Source organism: Desulfovibrio sp. ZJ200, from assembly GCF_011039095.1.
GTDB lineage: Bacteria > Desulfobacterota > Desulfovibrionia > Desulfovibrionales > Desulfovibrionaceae > Desulfovibrio.
The window spans coordinates 1-18755 of sequence record NZ_JAAKEH010000022.1; the positions used below are offsets into that span (position 1 = coordinate 1).

The following is an 18755-nucleotide window of genomic DNA, read 5'->3' on the forward strand; positions in this document are numbered from 1 at the left end:
AGCGTGACCGCCGCCTGTCCGCTGCGGATTATCTGATTATGCCCGACTATCCTTTGGATGACATAACTCGTTCCTCAGTTATGGCCTGGCGTCAGGCCCTGCGCGACCTGCCCGCGCAAGCCGGCGCACCCTGGGATGGCGGCGGAGAGGCGACGCCGTGGCCGGTAAACCCCAGAGGTGTAGAGCAATGACGGATTCATTCAAGCCGCGCAAAGTCATTGACGCTCTGGCCCTGCTCTTCGGCGACCGCGAGCACTGCCGCCAGAGCTTTGAATCCGAACGCCAGGGCCGCCAACTGCCGCCGGAGTGTCGGCGCAGGTAAGAAGCCGCCGCGCGCATTGTGAGGCTGAGATGTACTATTACGGCCTGCATTTTGTGGGCAGCGACAAGGTTCCCGTGCAGGTGCGCGTCCATACCCAAAAAACGGAGATCTGGGCGCGCTCCGCGCCCAACGGAGAGTGGACGCCCTGGCGGCGGCTGGACGTGATCCGCAACGCGGACGGGACGCTTGCGGAACAGGTAAGCGAGGCCACACATGCCAAGGACGCCGATACCGCCGGCAGGCTGCGCAAGCCTGCCCTGCTGACATTCACAGGGGACGTGTCGGGAAAAGTGAGCATCGACGGATCGGCAGATGTGCAGGTATCGCTATCCGTAGTATCCGTTCCGCAACTTGCGGCACTTGAAAGCAGGATTGCCGCCCTGGAAAGGAGCGGCTCGTATGGGGGTGATTACTGATGGCCACGATCACCATCCCCACTTTCGGCGGCGAGGTGCCGCGCACAACGCCCCGGCTCCTTGAGGCAACGCAGGCGCAGCGCGCCGTGAATTGTGATCTGCGCCGGGGCGCCCTGGAGGCGTTGCGACTCCCCGCAAAGCGGCACGAGCTGGCGGCCACCGCCCTCAGCATATTCAAGCACCGGCAGGACGGTTGGCTTGCCTGGCCGAACGTCGTGAACGTCGTCAAATCGGCGGTCATTGACGCGGAGGGGGACAAGCCTCTGGGGCACCTCTTTCTCACCGGGGCGCGCGCGTACCCAACGCAATATCTTGCGGGCGGGGAGGAGTACCGCCTTGGTATTCCCCGGCCCGGCGCGGCGCCGCTTGTGGCCGTAGCCAGGGGGGCGGTGGAAAAGACCGTGGCCTGTTACGCCTGGGGCGCGGACTCGGACAGTCAGATCCCGCCCCGCTACGGCTATGAGGACACCCTTGCCCCCATCCGGGAGGACAACGTGAGCGTGGCGGCGTTTGCCGCATCGGCTTCGGAAGAGCCGGAAAGCTCGCCCACAGACAGCGGCATCGGCCGTTCCTCGGCCTACTGCTACACGCTGGTCCAGTCGCTTGCCGACGGGATATTTCAACAGGAGTCGGCCCCGTCTCCGCCGTCGGAGGTGGTGGACGTGCTGGACGGCGACGGCGTGACCCTGAGCGGTTTTGAAATTCCAGAGGTGGACGGCCTCAAGGTCACGCACATCAGGCTGTACAGGACGCAATCCGGCGAAAAAACGTCCGAGTTTCACTTTCTTGCTGAGCTTCCCGTGCCCGTTGCATCGTACCTGGACACCACGCATGACGCGGACTTGTCCACGCTGGTCTTGCAGACAACGACATGGGATTGCATTCCCGACGATGCACGCGGCCTCATTGTGGCCGACAATGGGATATATGCGGCCTTCCGGGGCAATGAACTCCTGATTTCCGAGCCGAACTACGCCTATGTATTCCCGGCGGACTACCGGCTTGTGGTTGAGGATCAGATCGTCGCCCTGGGGCACACCGACAATACAATCGTGGTCTTGACCACGGGGCGCCCCTATCTCGCAACGGGGAGCGATCCGGGGCAGATGCAGCTTACCCACCTTCCCATTGAGCAGTCATGCGTTTCCGCCCGCTCCGTGGGCAGCCTGCCGGGCGGCGTCGTCTATGCAAGCCCGGACGGCCTTATGCTGTTCACCGCAAGCGACCAGTCGCTTGTGAGCGGTCAGACCTTTACCCGCGACCAGTGGCAGGAGCTTGGCCCCCAGAACCTGATGGGCACCGTTCTTGACGGCAAATACATCGGCTTCTTCGCGGGCACACGCCACGGGCTGATTTATTCGGTAGGCGCGAAGGACATTGTGCGCGTGGAGCTTCCGAAGGGCTGGCAGGTGCGCGCCCTGTACCATCATTCGGTGGACGACTGCATCTACCTGTCCATTGATACGCCGGAGGGGAGCGGCGTCTATCAGTGGGAAGCAGGCGCGCCCATGAGGTACACATGGCGCTCGAAGCCCTTCTTCTTTTCCGCCCTCACAGCAATGAGCGCCGTCCGCATTGAAGGCGAGCAGACCGGGGGCGACCCGGTTGACGTGACCATTTTCGGCCCGGACGCGGAATACCCGCGAAGCATGCTGGAAATCAGAAGCACCAGAACCGCGCGCATTACTGCCACGCGGGCTGAAAAGCTGTGGAGCCTGGAAATACAGGGAACAGCAACAGTTTATGAGGCCCGGCTCGGCGGGAGCGTTGAGGGGGTGGAATATGGCGCATGAGCATGGCCTCCCCTCTGTGCCCCGTGGGCTGCCCAGGGAGCTTACGATATTCCTCCAGGGCATATTGAGAGTTCTGTCCAGCATGGGCGGCTTTGGCCGTGGCACCGAAAAGACGCGCGCCCTTCGCGTATCGGACGGGAAAACCGTTGCGGCGCCGGCCGCGCTTGGCGCAGGGGCCGTGGCCACGCGGCACATCAACGACGGCGCGGTCACGCAAAGCAAGCTGGCCGATTTGTGCGTGACAGAGGGCAAGCTGGCACAGAGTTCAGTGACGGCGTTCGCCATAGCGGGCGGGGCGGTCACGGGCGAGGCGTTGGCGGCGCAATGCGTGTCCGCTGACAAGCTCGCGGACAATGCGCTCCCGGCGAGCATGGAGGGCAGCGCCAGGGACGGGGAAGCCGTCCAGATCGGGAAGTGGTACGGCGCGCCCCATGTGGCCCTGCTCGGCTTTCGCGTTCCCCTCATGGATGGGGCCACGCACCTTCGCGCGGGTATCAAAAATTTGCGCGAGGAGGCCGGCGTGTGGCGTTTTGACGCCGTAGCCCACATGAGCGACGGCGAGGAAACAGAGGCGCAGGCGGAGCGCCAGGGGGAAATTTCATGGCGCGCCAGCGGCATAAGGAGGGTGGCGGATGCAAAGTAACGACGTCGGCATGTTTTATCTGGACTGGCAGAACAAGCAGCGGCGGGCCACGGCATACCTCAGCGACGCCTTCATGGAGATGGAGCAGGACAAGACCATCCGCCCGACTTTCTATGATGGCACGGTCAAGACGATGGATGATTTTTTGGCCGACCTCTGCCGCCCCGGCTCCCTGCCCTACGCGATTTTCTGGAAAGGCGGCCCCGCCGGCGTTGCGTGGCTGAACAGCGTGGAGGGCAAGTCGGCCCGTGGGCATTTCGTGCTTTTCAGCAGGGTATGGGGCCGGGATCGGACAAGGAAGATCGGGCGCTGCATCTATGAGAACTTCCTCGGATACAGGGACGCGCAGGGATACATGTTCGACGTTATCCTTGGCGTGACGCCAAAAAACAACGTCCTTGCCTGGCGTGGAGCGGTGGCAAGCGGGGCGCGGGTTATAGGCACGATACCGCATGGCGCATGGCTGCATTATGAGAACAGGTGCGAGGATGCCGTGCTGACGGCGGCTACAAGAGAAATGCTCGGCCTCGCGGGGGTGACGCAATGAAGATATGCACAATGCTCAAAATGGACATTGCCACGGGAGAAGTGATCGAGGCGGAAGCCTGCGAGTGGGACGGCCCGGTGGCTTTGTGCAAGGGAGGCGGCGGCAGCAGCACGACCAACACGGTGGACTACGCCTACAACGCGCGCATGGCCGCGCTTTCCGAGGAACAACAGGCGTGGGCCAGGGAATATTTTACTCTCTGGCAGACATATCAGAAGCCATACGAGATAGCGCAGGCCCAGGCTAATCTGGCCATGCTCCCCCTTGAGACAGACATCTACAAGCAGCAGTTGACGGCGGCAAAGGAGATTTTGCCACAGCAGAGCGAGGCGACAAAGCAATTCATGACTGCCGCCCTTGACGGCGTGGACGTGAATGAGCGCATGGCCCTGGCCACAGCCGATACGGCGAACGCCTGGAAGGATGTTCAGGCCGCAACGGCGCGGGCCAATGCCCGCCTCGGCGTCAATCCAAATTCGGGCCGCTTCCAGGGAATAGCGGCCGCACTGGATACCCAGAAGGCCGCACAGCTCGCCGGCGCGAGGACGCAGGCGCGCGTGGGCGCCGAGCGGGAGAACTTTGACCGCCTCATGAAAGCCTCTGCCCTCAATGCCCAAAACGGCATTTTGCAGGGGATCGGCTTCATGAAGAGCTAAGGGGTGTGCCATGCCACTCTATAGACCACAGAATCCGTTTGCCGACGCCAGCAGCCAGATGCAGGGCGCGGCGGCAACCATGGGGAAGCAGACAAAGGAAGGCCCGCGCACGGAAATTGAGGCTCCACGGCCAACCGCCGGGCAGGTTCTGGCGCAGGGAATTGGCGTTGTGGGCGCCGGGGAGCAGCTTTGGAATTACGGGAATCGCGGGGTTGACTGGATAAAGGGCCTTGGCGCCCCGGATGCGGCCACCCAGGCGGCGAAGGCCGGGGCAGGAGCGGCGCCCACACAGGGGGCCGTACAGGCTGCACAGGCCGCGAACAATGCCGCAGCGGGCGCCGTCCAACTCAACACCGGGGCGCAGGTCGCCCAGAATGGGGCCACCGCAGCGGCAGAGGCGGGCAAGAATTCCCTGGCCGGAATGTCTGAGGATATTGCCGCGCAGGCTCTTGGGGAGGGCTCCAACAGCGCGGCCCAGACGGCCGGGCAGACAGCCGCCGGCACGGCGCCGCAGGGTTTGACGAGCATGGGCCCCGTGGTCGGGCCGGCCATTGGCGGTGTCGCCGGGGGCTATGCCGGCAGGGAGCTCGGCCAGGCCATTGCCGGCGATACAGGCGCAGCCGTCGGTGGCGTAGTCGGCGCGGCGGGCGGCGCCTACCTCGGCGGCATTGCCGGGGCGTCCATGGCGGGCGCCGCAGGTGGCGCGGCCGGAGGCGCCGCAGCGGGAGCGGCGGCGGGGTCAGCCGTCCCTGGCGCAGGCACGCTGATCGGCGCGGGCATCGGCGCGATCGCTTCATTCTTTTTGTAGGAGGGGGACGGTATGCCTCTTTACAAGCCGAACAGCAACCCTGCGGCGCTGGCGCAGTCCGCCATGAGCAACGCGACACAGGCCGCGGCTTCGCAGACCAGGCAGACCACGGTCAACGTCAAAAAGGAAAGCAACTTCTGGGACGACCTGTACAAGGGAGCGGCCGCGCTCAATATGGGCGCGCGGGCCGTGGGCGGCATGGTGGATGCCGTTGAAGATGTGAAGGGCATGTATGACGAATACAAGGTACGCGACGCCTATGACGCCATGAGCAAGGCATACACAGAAGGCGGCATTGAGGCGCTGCAGACCAATCCGGACTTTCAGGATTATCACCATGCGCAAGCCTTTGGAAGAATAATGAAGGACAGGGCTGCATCCGAGAAAGGACGCATGGAGATGCTCCAGAATGCCAGGAAGATTGCCGAGCAAAATTACAATGACGTGCGTGCCGTCCTCATGCCTGGCCTTGAGGCATACAAATCTGGAGACATGAACACGTTTTCGGACAGCATGGTGAAGGCTTCCCAAGTGGTCAACATGCCCTACAGAATTGAACCGGCCGGTGATGGCAACTACAAACTGTTTTTTCGATCCGATGCAAAAGGCGGGTGGACCGATACCGGGAGGAAAATGACCGGCCAGGAAGTTTTTGAGATGGGCCGGAACTATCTGCGCGGCGAAATCAACGTCCTGAGCGGAATGGGGATGAAGTTGACGCCATACAATCAGCAGCAGGTTCTTGAGGGGATGCGCCGCGCCATGGCGACCAACGACACCAATGTGGAGAACATGGCCGATTATTCCAGGCACATTCCGTTGCTGAACGCCAATGGGCGAATCGTGGGCATGGCAATCCCGCAGAATCCGCTGGATGGCTCAAAGAATACCGAATACGACGCGTACGGGATGAATGGAAAGCCCCTGGGAAGGTTTGACGTGCAGGGAATTCTGCAACGGGGAATGCGTTTTGGGAACATGGTGCAGAAATCCGGCAGAGGTGCTTCAGTGGGTAAGGTCGGGCCGGGGGGGAGCAACGCGCATATTGCCATGCTGAACGCCGGGTACGTCTGGGACAAAGATCAGAAGTGGTACTTCAAGGCCGGGGCGGATGCGGACGGGAAACCGCAGGCCGACTACAGCCAGCCCGCCAGCGTGGAGATTTACCAGAAGGCAGTACGACAGGCTGGCGGTTTCGCTCAAGGTATTGGCGGGGTTCAAGCAAATGACGCTGACCCTTGGGGATGGAGAACTCCACCTTCATCGCAACAGCAGCGCCCGGCGCCGCCCAACATTCCCCGCCGGGAAGCGGCACCTTCCAAGAGTCCCAATGCCGGGCAGCTCGTCATGTACTCGAAAAACGGCGCCTCACAGTGGGCTATCATCGGAGAGGACGGCAGGCCGCAGGAGATCACGCCCGAAGAAGCCAATGCATATTCCCGCCGGCTGGCAGGACCGGAACCGGCCCCCCGCAGACGGGCCGATCGGGTGACCATCCATGACGTGTGGGACGAACTCTCGCCGGAGGAACGGGAAGACTGGCAGAAGACCGGCAAGCTTCCCGGCCGCTATAATCAGGTTCGCTAAAGAAGGTACTGCCATGCTCAGGCTCAGTGAATTCAGGGCGCTCTATCCGCAATATGACGACATGACGGATTTTGAAGTCACGCAGAAAATGCATGACACCCAGTACGCCAACATGCCTTTTGCTGATTTCGCCAAACAATTCGGCGGCCCCTTGCAGGAGGACAAGGCCGAAATTGCGGCCAGAAACTACAACGCCGCGAATCCCGATCACCCCATTACCGCCCAGGACATCCGCGACAAGGACAGGAGCGGATTTTGGGGAGGGATTCGCCTGCTGGGCGAAGGCATCTACGATTCCGTCACCGACCAGTTTCCCGAAGACCTTGCCCGGGCATGGCGTAGCGGCGACATCGACCCGGCCAACCCCGGCATTGCGGACAGCATCATTCGTCAGCAGACCAGGGACAGCGCCGCGCGCATTCCCTCCCTTCAGGAAGCCGAAGGCGATACTTTGGCAAATTCCCTGTATCAGGGGCCGAAATCCGTAGCCACCAGCATGGCGACAGGCATCGCCGGCAGCCTTATCGGAGGAGCTGCCGGGGCGGCCGGTGGTTCCGCTGTGCCCGGCATCGGCACTGTGGCGGGCGGCATTGCGGGTTCCATGCTTGGCGGCGCCACCATGAGCGGAGTGGCCTTCTATCGCATGGCGAAAGACCAGTTCGTGGATGAGGTGCAGCAGGCCATGCAGGCCAGCATGGGCCGCACCATGACCAGCGAGGAAGCCGCCGAACTGAACAAGGCCATTGACTCCGACGCCACGAAATACGGATTTTGGGAAGCCGGACCCGAAGCCATGATCCAGGCTTTCACGCTTGGCCTGATCAAGGGCGCGGGCGGCAGGTTGTTGAAGAAATTCGGGCTGGGGGCCATAGCGGATGCCATCGGCAAACGTGCCCTGACCCGCATTCCCGCGAAAGTGGGGGCAGGGCTGGGGGGAGAAGAAGGCACTGAAGGCATCACCTATCTCGGCGAGGAGGTTATCCGGCAACGGTACGGTTTGCGCCCCGATGCGCCGAGCCTGGGCGAGTTTGTCAGGGAGCAGGCCGGGCCTGTGGCCGTGGGTTCTTTGTTGCAGCTTGGCGGTATGCGGGCCGCCGAGGCTGTCGGCCGCCGGATGCGCCGCCGCTCGGATGAAGCCGCGAGCAATGCAATCAACCCCGGCGAACAGGCACAGCCGGAAACAGTTTCCTCCCAGGCAGCGCCATTCACGGAGGAAGAGCTTGCGGACGTTGCGGCTGGCTTTTCCGGCCCGACGTGGAAGGCGGAAGCCCCCCGCATGAGCGAAGAAATGTGGAACCGGGAGGCGGCCGCCCGTGGCTTTGACCACCTGCGAACCGATCTGAAAAAGCCCGATTCCATTGAGGCAAACGAGCAGGCGCAGGCCGACGCCGACTTCCTTATCGAACAGGGGCGCGCCCCCTCTGTGCGCTACACGCCCATGCTTCAGGCGCTGGAAGCCGGAAACACCATAGACCTCTTGCAACTGCCGCAGGACGCCTCCGGCATGGCCCAGGGCATCCACATGTTTGGGCTGCCCGAAGGCACGGGCGCGCAGGCAATGGGCACCAATGACACGGGGCTTGGGCCGATTGCCACGCCAACCGAGTATTATGAGCCAAGCCCGATTGCCACGCCCTACCAAGCCCGGCAGGCGCTTCCGCAGGTGTCGGGTGCGTCTGCCGGGCCGGGGCAATGGGCAGGCGGAAGGAGCCAGTTGAGCTACCCGTGGCGCGGCATGGCTCAAGGTATCGGCGGCCTGATGGATACGCAGCAGGCGGGACCGTCCGCAGGCCAGGGACGTTGGGCCGGGGGCAGGTCGCAACTCGCCTACGGCGGGGGCAGGATGCAGGGTTTGGGGTTCATGGACGAACAGGGCGTCGCTCATGCCGCTCCACAGCCCATTCCGACACAAGGCCAGATCACCAACACTCAGACGCCGCCGCGCGCCGACACAACGGCCATGGCCGAAGGCCTGGGCCTGATCCCCCCGGCGGCGACACCAGAGGTTGCGCCGGAACCCAAAGAGGCGCCGGACGGCACCGTGGACAAGGACAACGTGTACGTCAAGCATAATGGCTGGTGGTACACGCTGGGCAAGGATGGGCAGCCGGTGGACAGGCTCGGCGTGTCGTACTATGCGCGCCTCGAAGATGAATGGAAGGCGTCCCGAAATGCGGCCAACGAGGCTGCGCCGGCGCCTGCCGCGCCCGCGGCACAAAGGCAAGGTACGGAAGATTTTTTACGGAATCACGTTATGGTGGGCTCGATTCCTTCCGCCGGCCCGCAGCAACGTCCGCATGTCACGCCGCAAGTGCAGCCGGAATGGAATTACACGCTACCCTCTTTCGTGACAGCGCAGTATCAGCAAGCAGTGTCGGAGGCGCAGACAAAATCCAAAGACTCGGGAACCGAACATCCGGCAAAACCGCACGAAAGCCGCAAGGAAGCCCGTCGCCTGACCAGCGCCCAGCTTCGGGAGCGGGTGCGGGCAGAGCAAAACCCGGTGAGGTTTGACGGGGACGCCATCGGCTATACCCACGAGGATTACCCCATGCCCACCGCGCCGGGCGGCACTGTGTTCACCAGCGCCGGCGGGCGAAGGCTGGCTCCGTTTCCACAGGTGGATTATGCGACGCCACGCAAGCACAAGGCCAGCAACGCCAGGGTTGCGGCCTGGCTGCTGGACGAGGCCCGCAAGGAGGTCGCGCACAACGAGTGGCGCTCGCTCTTGCTGCGCGACAAAAAAGCTGACAACCTCAGCCCGGCGGACGTGCAAGAGCTGGTGAATATCCTGTCCAACGGCGTGGAAAAAGACGCGCAACCGTCGTTTCTCAAGTCTTTTCCGGCGGAGACGGAGCGCAAGAGCGACGCGAAGGAAAAGACAGGGAAAGAGGACGGAAAGGAAGCTGTGGCGGCCGCGCCGCAGGCGGAGTGGAAAGAGGAACGGAGTGTTTCCGAGCCCGAAGTTCCCGTTTCAGAACAGGCCGATACGGAGAAGCAGACGCAGGAAACAGGGCGTGATTATGGCAGTGTGGACAATCCCAACACGATTGCGCTCTCGGAACACTTCGCGGACAGGCTCATGTCTGGCGCCGTCTATGGCTCCATTGTCGAGGCCCGGAAAGAGGCCGCCGGGCTTCTTGGCGGAAAAATCTTCCCCGGCACGGAAGCCGCCAAGGCTCTTGACGAGGCCATTGAGCTTGGCGCGGTAAAGGCTGCGCGCAAGACCGTGACAGACATGCGTGCCGGCGGGAAGAGCGACGTTGAAATTTTCCGGGAACTGGTCAGCCTCTATCAGCGTCAACCGAACCTCGGAGCGCGGACAAGCACCAGCGTTGCCCAACAGGCATACAGCACGCCGACCCCCATTGCGTTCCTGGCCTCGCGTCTGGCCGGGATCGGGAAGGAAACGACGGTATATGAGCCTACCGCCGGGAACGGCGCGCTTCTCATTGAGGCAACGCCCCGGCTTGTGACGGCCAATGAATTGAACCCCGGACGCGCGGGCCGCTTGCGCGCGCAGGGCTTTACCGTCACAGAGCAGGATGCAACCGACTTCCGGCCGCCCTATAGAGTGGATGCCGTAATTGAAAATCCGCCCTTCGGGCGCGTCTGGGATGAAAATCATACAGCCACGCAGGAAATGGACGTTGACGGCTTTGCCACGAAGGAGATTGATCAGGCAATCGTTGTGCGGTCTCTCCAGGCATTGAAAGACAAGGGCAGGGGCCGCGCCGTCCTCATCATCGGCGGCAAGCAGGGCGGCGAGGACGCACGCAAGCAAAAATACCGGGCCTCCTCCCAAACAAAATTTTGGGGCTGGCTTTTCAACAATTATCATGTGTTGGATCACTTTTCGGTTGATGGTAAACTATACTCACGCCAGGGGGCCAGCTTTCCCATTGACGTGATTGTTTTGGATACCAACGGCGCCAGCGCCGGGCGGATATTCCCCGGCGCGCAGCCGCCAAGGATATATTCGACCTTTGAATCCCTGGAGGAAATTTTCAATGGCGCGACGATGGGTGAATCCGGGCAGCGGGGTGACAGGGACGCTGGAAGTGCCACCGGGCTGGAAGGAAGAAGAGATCAACTCGTACAGCGTGCTGATGGACTTGCTCGCGTGGAACCTGGAGCAGCTTCTGAAGGCAACGGACGACAAGGACGCAACTCCGGAGGAGAACTACCAGACGAGACTGGAAGTAGCGCGCGAGGCGATCGAGGAACTTCACAGCCGGGGCCTGGCAATGGGAACCGAAGCATCGGCGATAGCCAGCGGGGATCCGGGCGAGATCGACACGATGCTGATGGACGACATGCTGACCGAGAAGCTGAGGTTCTTCTGGTGGGAGGGTTGCAAGTTTCCCCTCAAGGTGACAACCGAGGAGCCGGACGAGTATCCGACAAATCTGATGGAGTGGGCGATGGCCGTGGCGTACACCTGGTAGCATCCCAAAAAACAGAAGCGAAGCTCCAAAAGGCTACAGAGTTTCAGGCCCCCTACAAAAAAACAAGTTCTCTCCCCTCCATGGGAACGCTCGTTCCCAAGAACATGGTTACTGCCGTGGACAACGCCATGAAGGCGTTGGAAAAGGAACACGGCAATATTGACAGCTACGTTGCCACGGAACTCGGATACACGCCGGAGGAGCTTGGCGGCTACTTCGCCGCCGAGCAGGTTGACGCTCTTGGGCTGGCAATCCACAACCTGGCAAATGGCGCAGGCTTCATTATCGGCGACCAGACCGGCATCGGCAAGGGCCGCGTCAATGCCGGCATCATCCGCTGGGCCAAACAGCACGGCAAGACGCCCGTTTTCATTACCTGTTCCAACACACTGTATGCCGATATGGTGCGCGACCTTGCGGACATCGGCATGGAGGGCTTTGCGCCGCTGCCGACAAACCCAGGGCTGACCGGAAAAGATGCGGTGGCCCTGCATGACGGGCGCACGCTGACGACGAAGAACGGCGCGAAGCACAACGCCCTACTGGCGCAGGTGGCCGCAGACGGCCTCGGCGACTACGACGCCATATTCACGACCTACAGCCAGTTAAGCAACGACCCGAAGGGGACGCGCCGCAAATTCCTTCAGGACATCGCGCCGAACGCGGTTTTTATTCTGGATGAATCGCACAACGGCGGATCCGCCGCTGCGGCTTCGAGAGGAGCCAAGGGAAAAGAGAACACGTCCTCGGAACCTCTTTCGGTGTTCATCCGCAAGTTGCTGAACAGCTGCCCGAACGGAACGTTTTATTCCTCAGCTACCTACGCCAAGCGTCCTGATCTCATGGACTTGTACTCCAAGACGGATATGCGCTTTGCCGTCAACGACATCAAGACGCTGGGAGAAGCTATTGCGCGTGGGGGGATCCCCATGCAGCAGGTTGTTGCGGCAGAGCTGACCGAGGCAGGGCAGTACATCCGCCGCGAGCGTACCTGGGAAGGCGCGGATGTGGAAACGGCATCCGTGAAGACGGATACAACGCGGGCCGACGCCAGCGCGGAAGCGCTGCGCGTCATTATGCAGTTCGACCGTGCCAAACAGGAAATCCTCAAGAACATCAAGGACAGCGAGGCGGGCCACGGCGGCACAGCATACGACAACAGAAGCGCCAACGAGAGCGCCATGAGCTCCACCAGCTTCGCTGGCATCATGCATAACCTCATCGGACAAATCACACTGGCCCAGAAGATTGACGCCGTTGTGGACGCCGCAGACGCGGCCCTGAAGCGTGGTGAGAAGCCCGTTATTGCGCTCTACAACACCATGGGCTCTCCCGTTGATGAATATGCCAAAACGAATACCGTGAAGGTTGGCGACGCCATTGACATGACCTTCAGGGATATGTTCCTGCGCTACCTGGACAAGGTGCGCACAATCACCAGGAAGGATGCCAATAAAAAGGTTATTGAGCAGCGCCTGTTGACGGATGCGGAGCTTGGGCCGACAGCGGTGGAGCTCTACAACCATGCGCGTGACATCATCAGCGAATCCGGCCTGGACGAGCTTCCGCTGTCGGTCATTGACAGTATTGAGCATGGCCTGCGGCAGCGCGGCTATAAGGTCGGCGAGATTACTGGCCGGTCATTGGGCATCGACTACTCCGGCACGCAACCCGTGCTCTCCAGCGTTGACAACTCCGCCCAAAACAGAACCAGGGTTATCGCAGGGTTCAATGGCGGGGAGATAGACGCTGTCATTCTGAACGACGCAGGCAGCACAGGCATCAGTCTGCACGCCTCGGAGAAGTTCAGGGATCAGCGTCGCCGTACCATGATTATTGCCCAGCCAGCCCCGAACATTGACACGTTCATGCAGACACTGGGGCGCATCTTCCGCACTGGTCAGGTTGTACCTCCGAAATACCAGTTGCTGTTTACGGACATCCCAGCTGAAAAGCGACCTGCGGCCATCCTGGCAAAGAAGATGGCGAGCCTGAACGCCAGCACGACGGCGGCCAAGGATTCCGACGCATCGTTCAAGAATATCCCCGACTTCATGAACAAGTATGGGGACAGTGTTGCCGTGCAGGTGATGGACGAGAATCAGGAACTTCACGAGCGCATGGGCGCCCCGCTTTCCGGCGGGGAGGATAAGAGCAACGCCGGGGCCATGCAGAAGCTCACGGGATATATTCCCCTGCTGCCCGTGAAAGATCAGGCGCGCCTCTATACCCTTCTGGAGGCGGAATACAATGCGATGATTGCCCAGTACGAGGCCATGGGAACTCTTGACCTCGAAGCGAAAACGCTCCCCCTGGACGCGAGGCTGATACACGAGGAGGTTATCCAGCCGGCAAAGACTGACGAGCATATCTCCAAATCGCCCTTTGCCGCTGCGGCCAAAGTTGGCGCATACGATGTAAAGCGCCTGGGGCATCCGTTCAGCTCCGCAAAGGTGAAAGAGTTTGTGCAAAAGGCCAAACCTGTTGATACGGATGCCGAACAGAAAAAAATGCGTGCCTACGCAAACGAGCGCCTTTCCCGCATCAAGGATGAAGATCGCAGGGAAGCCAATAAGGATCGGCTTGAGGCGGCATTCTCGGATTTCATGTCCATTATACGGCAGTTCAGCATCGGCGACCCGGTGATGGTCAACAATGAACGCGAGCAGCAAAACATCCCCGGCGTCGTCATCGGCATCTACCGCGACGAGCGCATAGAAAATCCGCTCGCGTTGAGTTCGTGGAAAATGGACGTTGCCATAGCCGACGCGGCAAAAAGGATTATTTTCCCGTTCACACAGCTTGCCAGGGGAAGGTCAGAAGAAGGCGCGACCACGGTTGAGGCTTACGGGATTTCTCTTTCAGAAGCCTATAAGGCATTTGACAGCGGGCAGAGCGAAAGCCGCGAGAAAGTATATATTGCCACGGGCAATATCCTTTCAGCGTATGAACGCCTGAAAGTTGGGAAGGTTATTCAGTTTCAGGATCATGATGGCAATATCATCCCTGGGCTGATGATGCCCAGGGGCAAGAGCATGGAGGAGCTGCTTGACGCTGTGGACACGGCCATGACACCAGAGCAGTCAATGCAGTTCCTTGACAGGCTTGCTCCAGGGGCCGGTATCGTCAAGACCGAGGACAAGAATTTTGTCATGACGCGGGGCGAGGACGGATACCATATCTCCGTGCCTGCCTCCAAAAAGGATGGCGCGCAATACTTTTTGAATGGCGGTATCCTGAGCGCGGCGAGACGGGATTTTGTGAAGTCTGGACAAAGCATGGTGCTGCGCGACCTGACGGCCAGGCAGGCGGCCGACGTGCTGAAGGCCATGTCCGGGCAGGGTTATGGTTTTATTGCCGACAACAACAAGGAAGTGGCGCGCCAGATCATTGAGCAGACGAAGCACGCCGAAGCGCCGATGGCTTCCCGTATGCCTGGGCAATACCTCCCGCCGCGCAGGAGCGGCATAGCAAAGTTGAGGGCGGCAACGGTCAAGGCTGTGGCCGATAAGCTGAACGCGCGGGCTTCCCATGCCGCGCCTGTGGAGGTTGTGCAGCGCGCGGAAGAACTGCCCGAATCTCTGCGGAAGATTTTTGCCGACAACCTTTCAGAGATAGAAGGCGTGTACGACCCGGCGTCGGGTATGGTTTGGTTCGTCGCGGACAATATTTCAGATACCGGCCGCGTGGCGGAAGTCTGGGCGCATGAGCAGATCGTGCATCACGGCCTGCGGGGGATGCTCTCCGACGCGGAACGCAAGACCGTGCTGAACCGGCTTTGGCTCAATCTGGGCGGCATGGGCAACGGCATGATCAAAGAGATTGCCGGCAAATACGGCCTGAACCCGCGCACAAGCGAGAGTGCCCGCCTGACCGTGATGGAGGAGGTCATAGCTTCCCTGGCCGAGAAGAGGCAGAAGGGCGGCCTGGACGCCAGGGAGCAGAGCGCATGGCGCAAAATCGTCCATGCCGTTCTCCGGGCATGGAGCAGGCTGGTGCACGCTGTTTCCGGGCGTAGCGCGCGTATGAGCTACGAGAATGTGGATGCCCTGCTGGCAGACCTGGGCCGGTTTGTGATGGAGGGGGCACCCCGGGGAAGGGCCGCTGAAAATGCCGCTCCTGTGTCGGCGTTCGCGTCAGTGGGCACGGATGGCGAAGCCGCGGGCCGGGCCGCGTGGGAACAGGTGAGGAAGGACACGGAGGAGTGGGGGCGGCAGCTTGACGGTGTGCGTTCCGGGTCTATCCATCCCCGCCAAGTGCTTACTGTCGGTCAGACGCCTCCTGTTTTGCGAAAGCTGGGTGCTCCTGCTCTTCCCATGACAATGACACAATCTGTTCTGGCGAAGATCGGACAAGGAGGAAAACATAATCTGCCGGATTCGATGATCCGGAATCTGCCTGCTCTGCTCGCTGAACCCGTGATGGTTTTCCGGTCAGGGACGCAGGCAGACAGCCTTGTGGCCCTGCTGGAAGGTATTCATGAAGAGATGCCGGTAGTGGCGGCAGTACATCTGGACGTGTCACGCGGAAGCGTCAATATCCATGAGATCGCCAGCGTGCATGGCCGTTCTGGCGGCTTGGGCTGGGTGGCCGGGGAAATCCAGGCCGGACGGCGGGTATATGCTGACAAAACAAAAATCCCCACATGGCTGAGGGGATTTTCCGGGGATCAGGGAAGCCGACGCATGTCCGGGCTACAATTGCCCGGGGCCTTCGTGCTTCCGAATGATCCTCGTGGGATTAAGATACTCACGGAAAAGGACGTGGTCAAGCCCGTTGCGCCGCCTTCGGCGCATGAAGCCGACGCTCCTCTGGCCTCCCTTTCGCCGGGCGCCATTCTTGGCATGACCGTCCGGCGGGCGGCACGGGCGGCCGACGAGCCGGAAATCCGGCATATGTTCAGAGAAAATGACATCAGCCTGCTGCAAAGCATCGTCCAACTGCCGCACTGGATAGCCAAGCAGATCCCTGCCTTCGCCACAGTGTATGACCGGCAGTTGCGGCGCAAGGATGAATGCTCCGCCGCGCTGAAAGAGAGTCTGGAAACCGTGCCGAGCATGTTCGGGAAAGATCGCCTGAAGTCCGCCGATATGGACAGCCTGCGTGAAATACTGCGGGCGACAGAAGGCAGCAATCCGAAAGAGCTTGAGGATGTCACAAAGTTCATATCCAAGGACAGCCTGCCCAACGGGCGGAAAACGATTGAGGTGAATCCGGCATTCTACAAGGCATATGAGGCATGGGTGGATACCCTGCCCGGTACGAAGGCCGCAAAGAAGGCCCTGGTGGAAATCCGCAAAAGTCTGGATCAGGATTTTGTGCTGGCCCACAACCGCATGGCGTCCATGAGCGAAATGAGCGACGACGCCATCAAGACCTTCCGGCAGAGCATCGGCCATGTGCCCAACTATTTCCCGCATCACCGCTACGGGGCCTACTTTGTCCAGGCGAAGGTGGGTAACGAGGTGGTGTTCCGGCAGCACTTTGACGCCTTTGGGAAAAAGGCGGCCATGGCCAAGGCCCGGAAAATCGTCGCGGAACAGCGCGAAAACTACCCAGACGCGGAATGGACGGACGGCAAAAATGACCGCCTGCCCGATGAAGTGCTCGGGGCGCCCATAGACTCCGAGGCCATGGAGCAGATCATCCGGGCGGCCACAGCCAAAATCGACGACAAGAAGCGCGCCGGGGAAATTGCCGACCTGCTCACCGAAAGCGTGGCCGATGTGCTCAAGACCCGCGGCTGGGGGGCGCACGGCATTCAGCGCAAGGGTATTCCCGGTTTTGAAACCGAGGACATTGCCAAGGTGCTCTATGACTACAAGGCGGGTCTGAACGGCTGGCTGACCAAGATGGAGGCGGCCCGGGATTTCAGCGCGGCGCTTTCCCAAATCGACGCCCGGCAGACGCCCAACCTGTGGAAGTATACCGCGCAGTATGTCAAGGACATGCTCAGGAACAGCGACCGCGTGGACAGGCTCACCGGCAACATCAAAGCTGTGGCCTTCGCGTGGTACCTGGGCGGCAGCATCAAGACGGCATTTGTGAATGCGATGCAAAACCTTGCTGTCGGCGTGCCGCGTCTGCAAATGGACGTGATGGGCGGCGGCCGGGAATGGCTGGCCGGGGCCCGGAGCGCGCTTGTGGACAGAGTGACCGGCAACAAAGGCAAGGGGCTGACGGAAGATGAGGCCCGGCTGGTGCGGGAACTCTATGGCGAGAGCGTCATTACCGACGCCTTCATGGAAGAGGTGCGCGGTCAGTTGCGCGGCGTGAGCGGCGCGTCCTTGTGGAACAAGTTTACCCGCGTGCTGGGCCTGCCCATGAGCGAGGCGGAGCGGTTCAACCGGGCCTCGCTGGCCCTGGCCGCATTCCGGGCCGCCCGATCGGGAAAGCTGAAAGCGCGTGCCCGGGAGAAATACGGCGTCAAGGGCAAGGCCGATTATGAGCAGGCCAAGGCGTTCGCCGCCGATGTGGTGCGCGACGCGCATTTTGTCTACGGCAAGGGCAATATGCCGGAATTCATGCGCAGCAATATCGCGGGCCGGGCCATGTCCAGCATGTACACCTTCCGCATGTTCACGCACAACATGGTTGCCATGTGGTCATGGGCGCTGAGAACACAGGGCAGAGAGGGCGCGGCCTTTGTGGCCAAGAGCCTGGGCGCGACCATGGCCCTGGGCGGCGTCACGGCCCTGCCGCTGTACGCCACCCTTATGGCTCTGTGCCAGATCGCGACCGGGGATGATGACGACTGGACGGAGCTTATCCGAAAGCATCTGCCGGAAAGCAATCTGCTGCGGGACGTGGTTTGCTACGGCGCTCCGGCCATGGCCGGCGTGAACATCGGCGGCAGCCTCAAGATGGAAACACCCCTCACGCGGGGACTGACGAAGGGCAAAACGCCGCAGGAAGTGCTTACGAACAGCATCGGGGATATTATCGGCATTCCCTATGACCTGCTGGTGGTCAAGCCTTCCCGCATGATGGAAGCCTACCGGGGCGGCAGCGTGTACAGGGCCGTTGAAGAGGCGGCGCCGGTTATCATGAAGAACGCCATGCAGGCGTGGCGGCTGTACCGCGAAGGCCAGACCACCATGCGCGGCAGGCCCATAAACAGCCCTGGTCAGACCGGCGCGCGCAAGCTGACAGGAACCGAGGCGGTTGGCAAGGCTCTGGGCTTCCAGCCTGTGAGCAGCACCAAGAGCTATGAAGCCTACGCGGCCAGCAAGCACGCGGATCAGGTGCGGAGCGACAAGATAGACGAGCTGACCGTGCTGACGCTGCGGACGTATGACACGGGCGACCCGGCAGGGCGGCGGGAGGCCATACGCGAGATTGCCCGGTGGAATGAAAAGATGAAAGACGAGGGCAAACCGCACATGCTGATCTCGTTCAAGGATGTCATGCGGAGGGTGAAGGCCAGAAGGCGGCAGAACCGGGTCAGCGGCAAGCAAAAGGAAAAGGGAGCCCGCCAGACTGAAATCTGGGGCATTTGAGCGGGAAGGGCCGGAGCGTGGAAGCTCCAGCCCTTT

The 18755-nt window shown here is 61.3% G+C and carries 10 protein-coding genes; all 10 read left to right on the forward strand.

What is annotated here, in order from left to right; genetic code table 11:
• On the forward strand, positions 1 to 191 hold a 191-nt coding region (locus G7Y52_RS07685; RefSeq protein WP_241159653.1), incomplete at its 5' end, for a phage tail assembly chaperone.
• Entirely contained in the window at positions 188 to 322 is a 135-nt protein-coding gene (locus G7Y52_RS07690; protein ID WP_346773712.1) for a hypothetical protein, read from the forward strand. The genes G7Y52_RS07685 and G7Y52_RS07690, both read left to right, overlap by 4 nt.
• A 29-nt stretch (positions 323 to 351) precedes the next feature.
• Positions 352 to 738, forward strand: coding sequence for a hypothetical protein (locus tag G7Y52_RS07695; RefSeq protein ID WP_165069462.1), 387 nt, complete (start codon positions 352 to 354; stop codon positions 736 to 738).
• On the forward strand, positions 738 to 2531 hold the full coding sequence (locus G7Y52_RS07700) for a hypothetical protein (RefSeq protein ID WP_165069465.1): 1794 nt from the start codon (positions 738 to 740) through the stop codon (positions 2529 to 2531). The genes G7Y52_RS07695 and G7Y52_RS07700 overlap by 1 nt, the downstream gene beginning before the upstream one ends.
• Positions 2521 to 3174, forward strand: coding sequence for a hypothetical protein (locus G7Y52_RS07705; protein ID WP_206215234.1), 654 nt, complete (start codon positions 2521 to 2523; stop codon positions 3172 to 3174). Before G7Y52_RS07700 ends, G7Y52_RS07705 begins: the two co-directional genes overlap by 11 nt.
• A complete protein-coding gene (locus tag G7Y52_RS07710; RefSeq protein WP_165069477.1) occupies positions 3164 to 3721 on the forward strand; it encodes a hypothetical protein in 558 nt (185 codons plus the stop codon). Before G7Y52_RS07705 ends, G7Y52_RS07710 begins: the two co-directional genes overlap by 11 nt.
• Positions 3718 to 4377 (forward strand): hypothetical protein, encoded by a 660-nt coding sequence (locus tag G7Y52_RS07715; RefSeq protein WP_165069481.1) that lies wholly within the window; start codon positions 3718 to 3720, stop codon positions 4375 to 4377. Before G7Y52_RS07710 ends, G7Y52_RS07715 begins: the two co-directional genes overlap by 4 nt.
• Before the next feature lie 10 nt (positions 4378 to 4387).
• Positions 4388 to 5185 (forward strand): hypothetical protein, encoded by a 798-nt coding sequence (locus G7Y52_RS07720; RefSeq protein ID WP_165069487.1) that lies wholly within the window; start codon positions 4388 to 4390, stop codon positions 5183 to 5185.
• 12 nt (positions 5186 to 5197) lie between these two features.
• On the forward strand, positions 5198 to 6772 hold the full coding sequence (locus tag G7Y52_RS07725; RefSeq protein WP_165069492.1) for a hypothetical protein: 1575 nt from the start codon (positions 5198 to 5200) through the stop codon (positions 6770 to 6772).
• Positions 6773 to 6785: 13 nt separating this feature from the next.
• Complete coding sequence (locus tag G7Y52_RS07730; RefSeq protein WP_165069513.1) at positions 6786 to 18719, forward strand: PLxRFG domain-containing protein; 11934 nt, start codon at positions 6786 to 6788, stop codon at positions 18717 to 18719.
• Positions 18720 to 18755 lie beyond the last annotated feature (36 nt).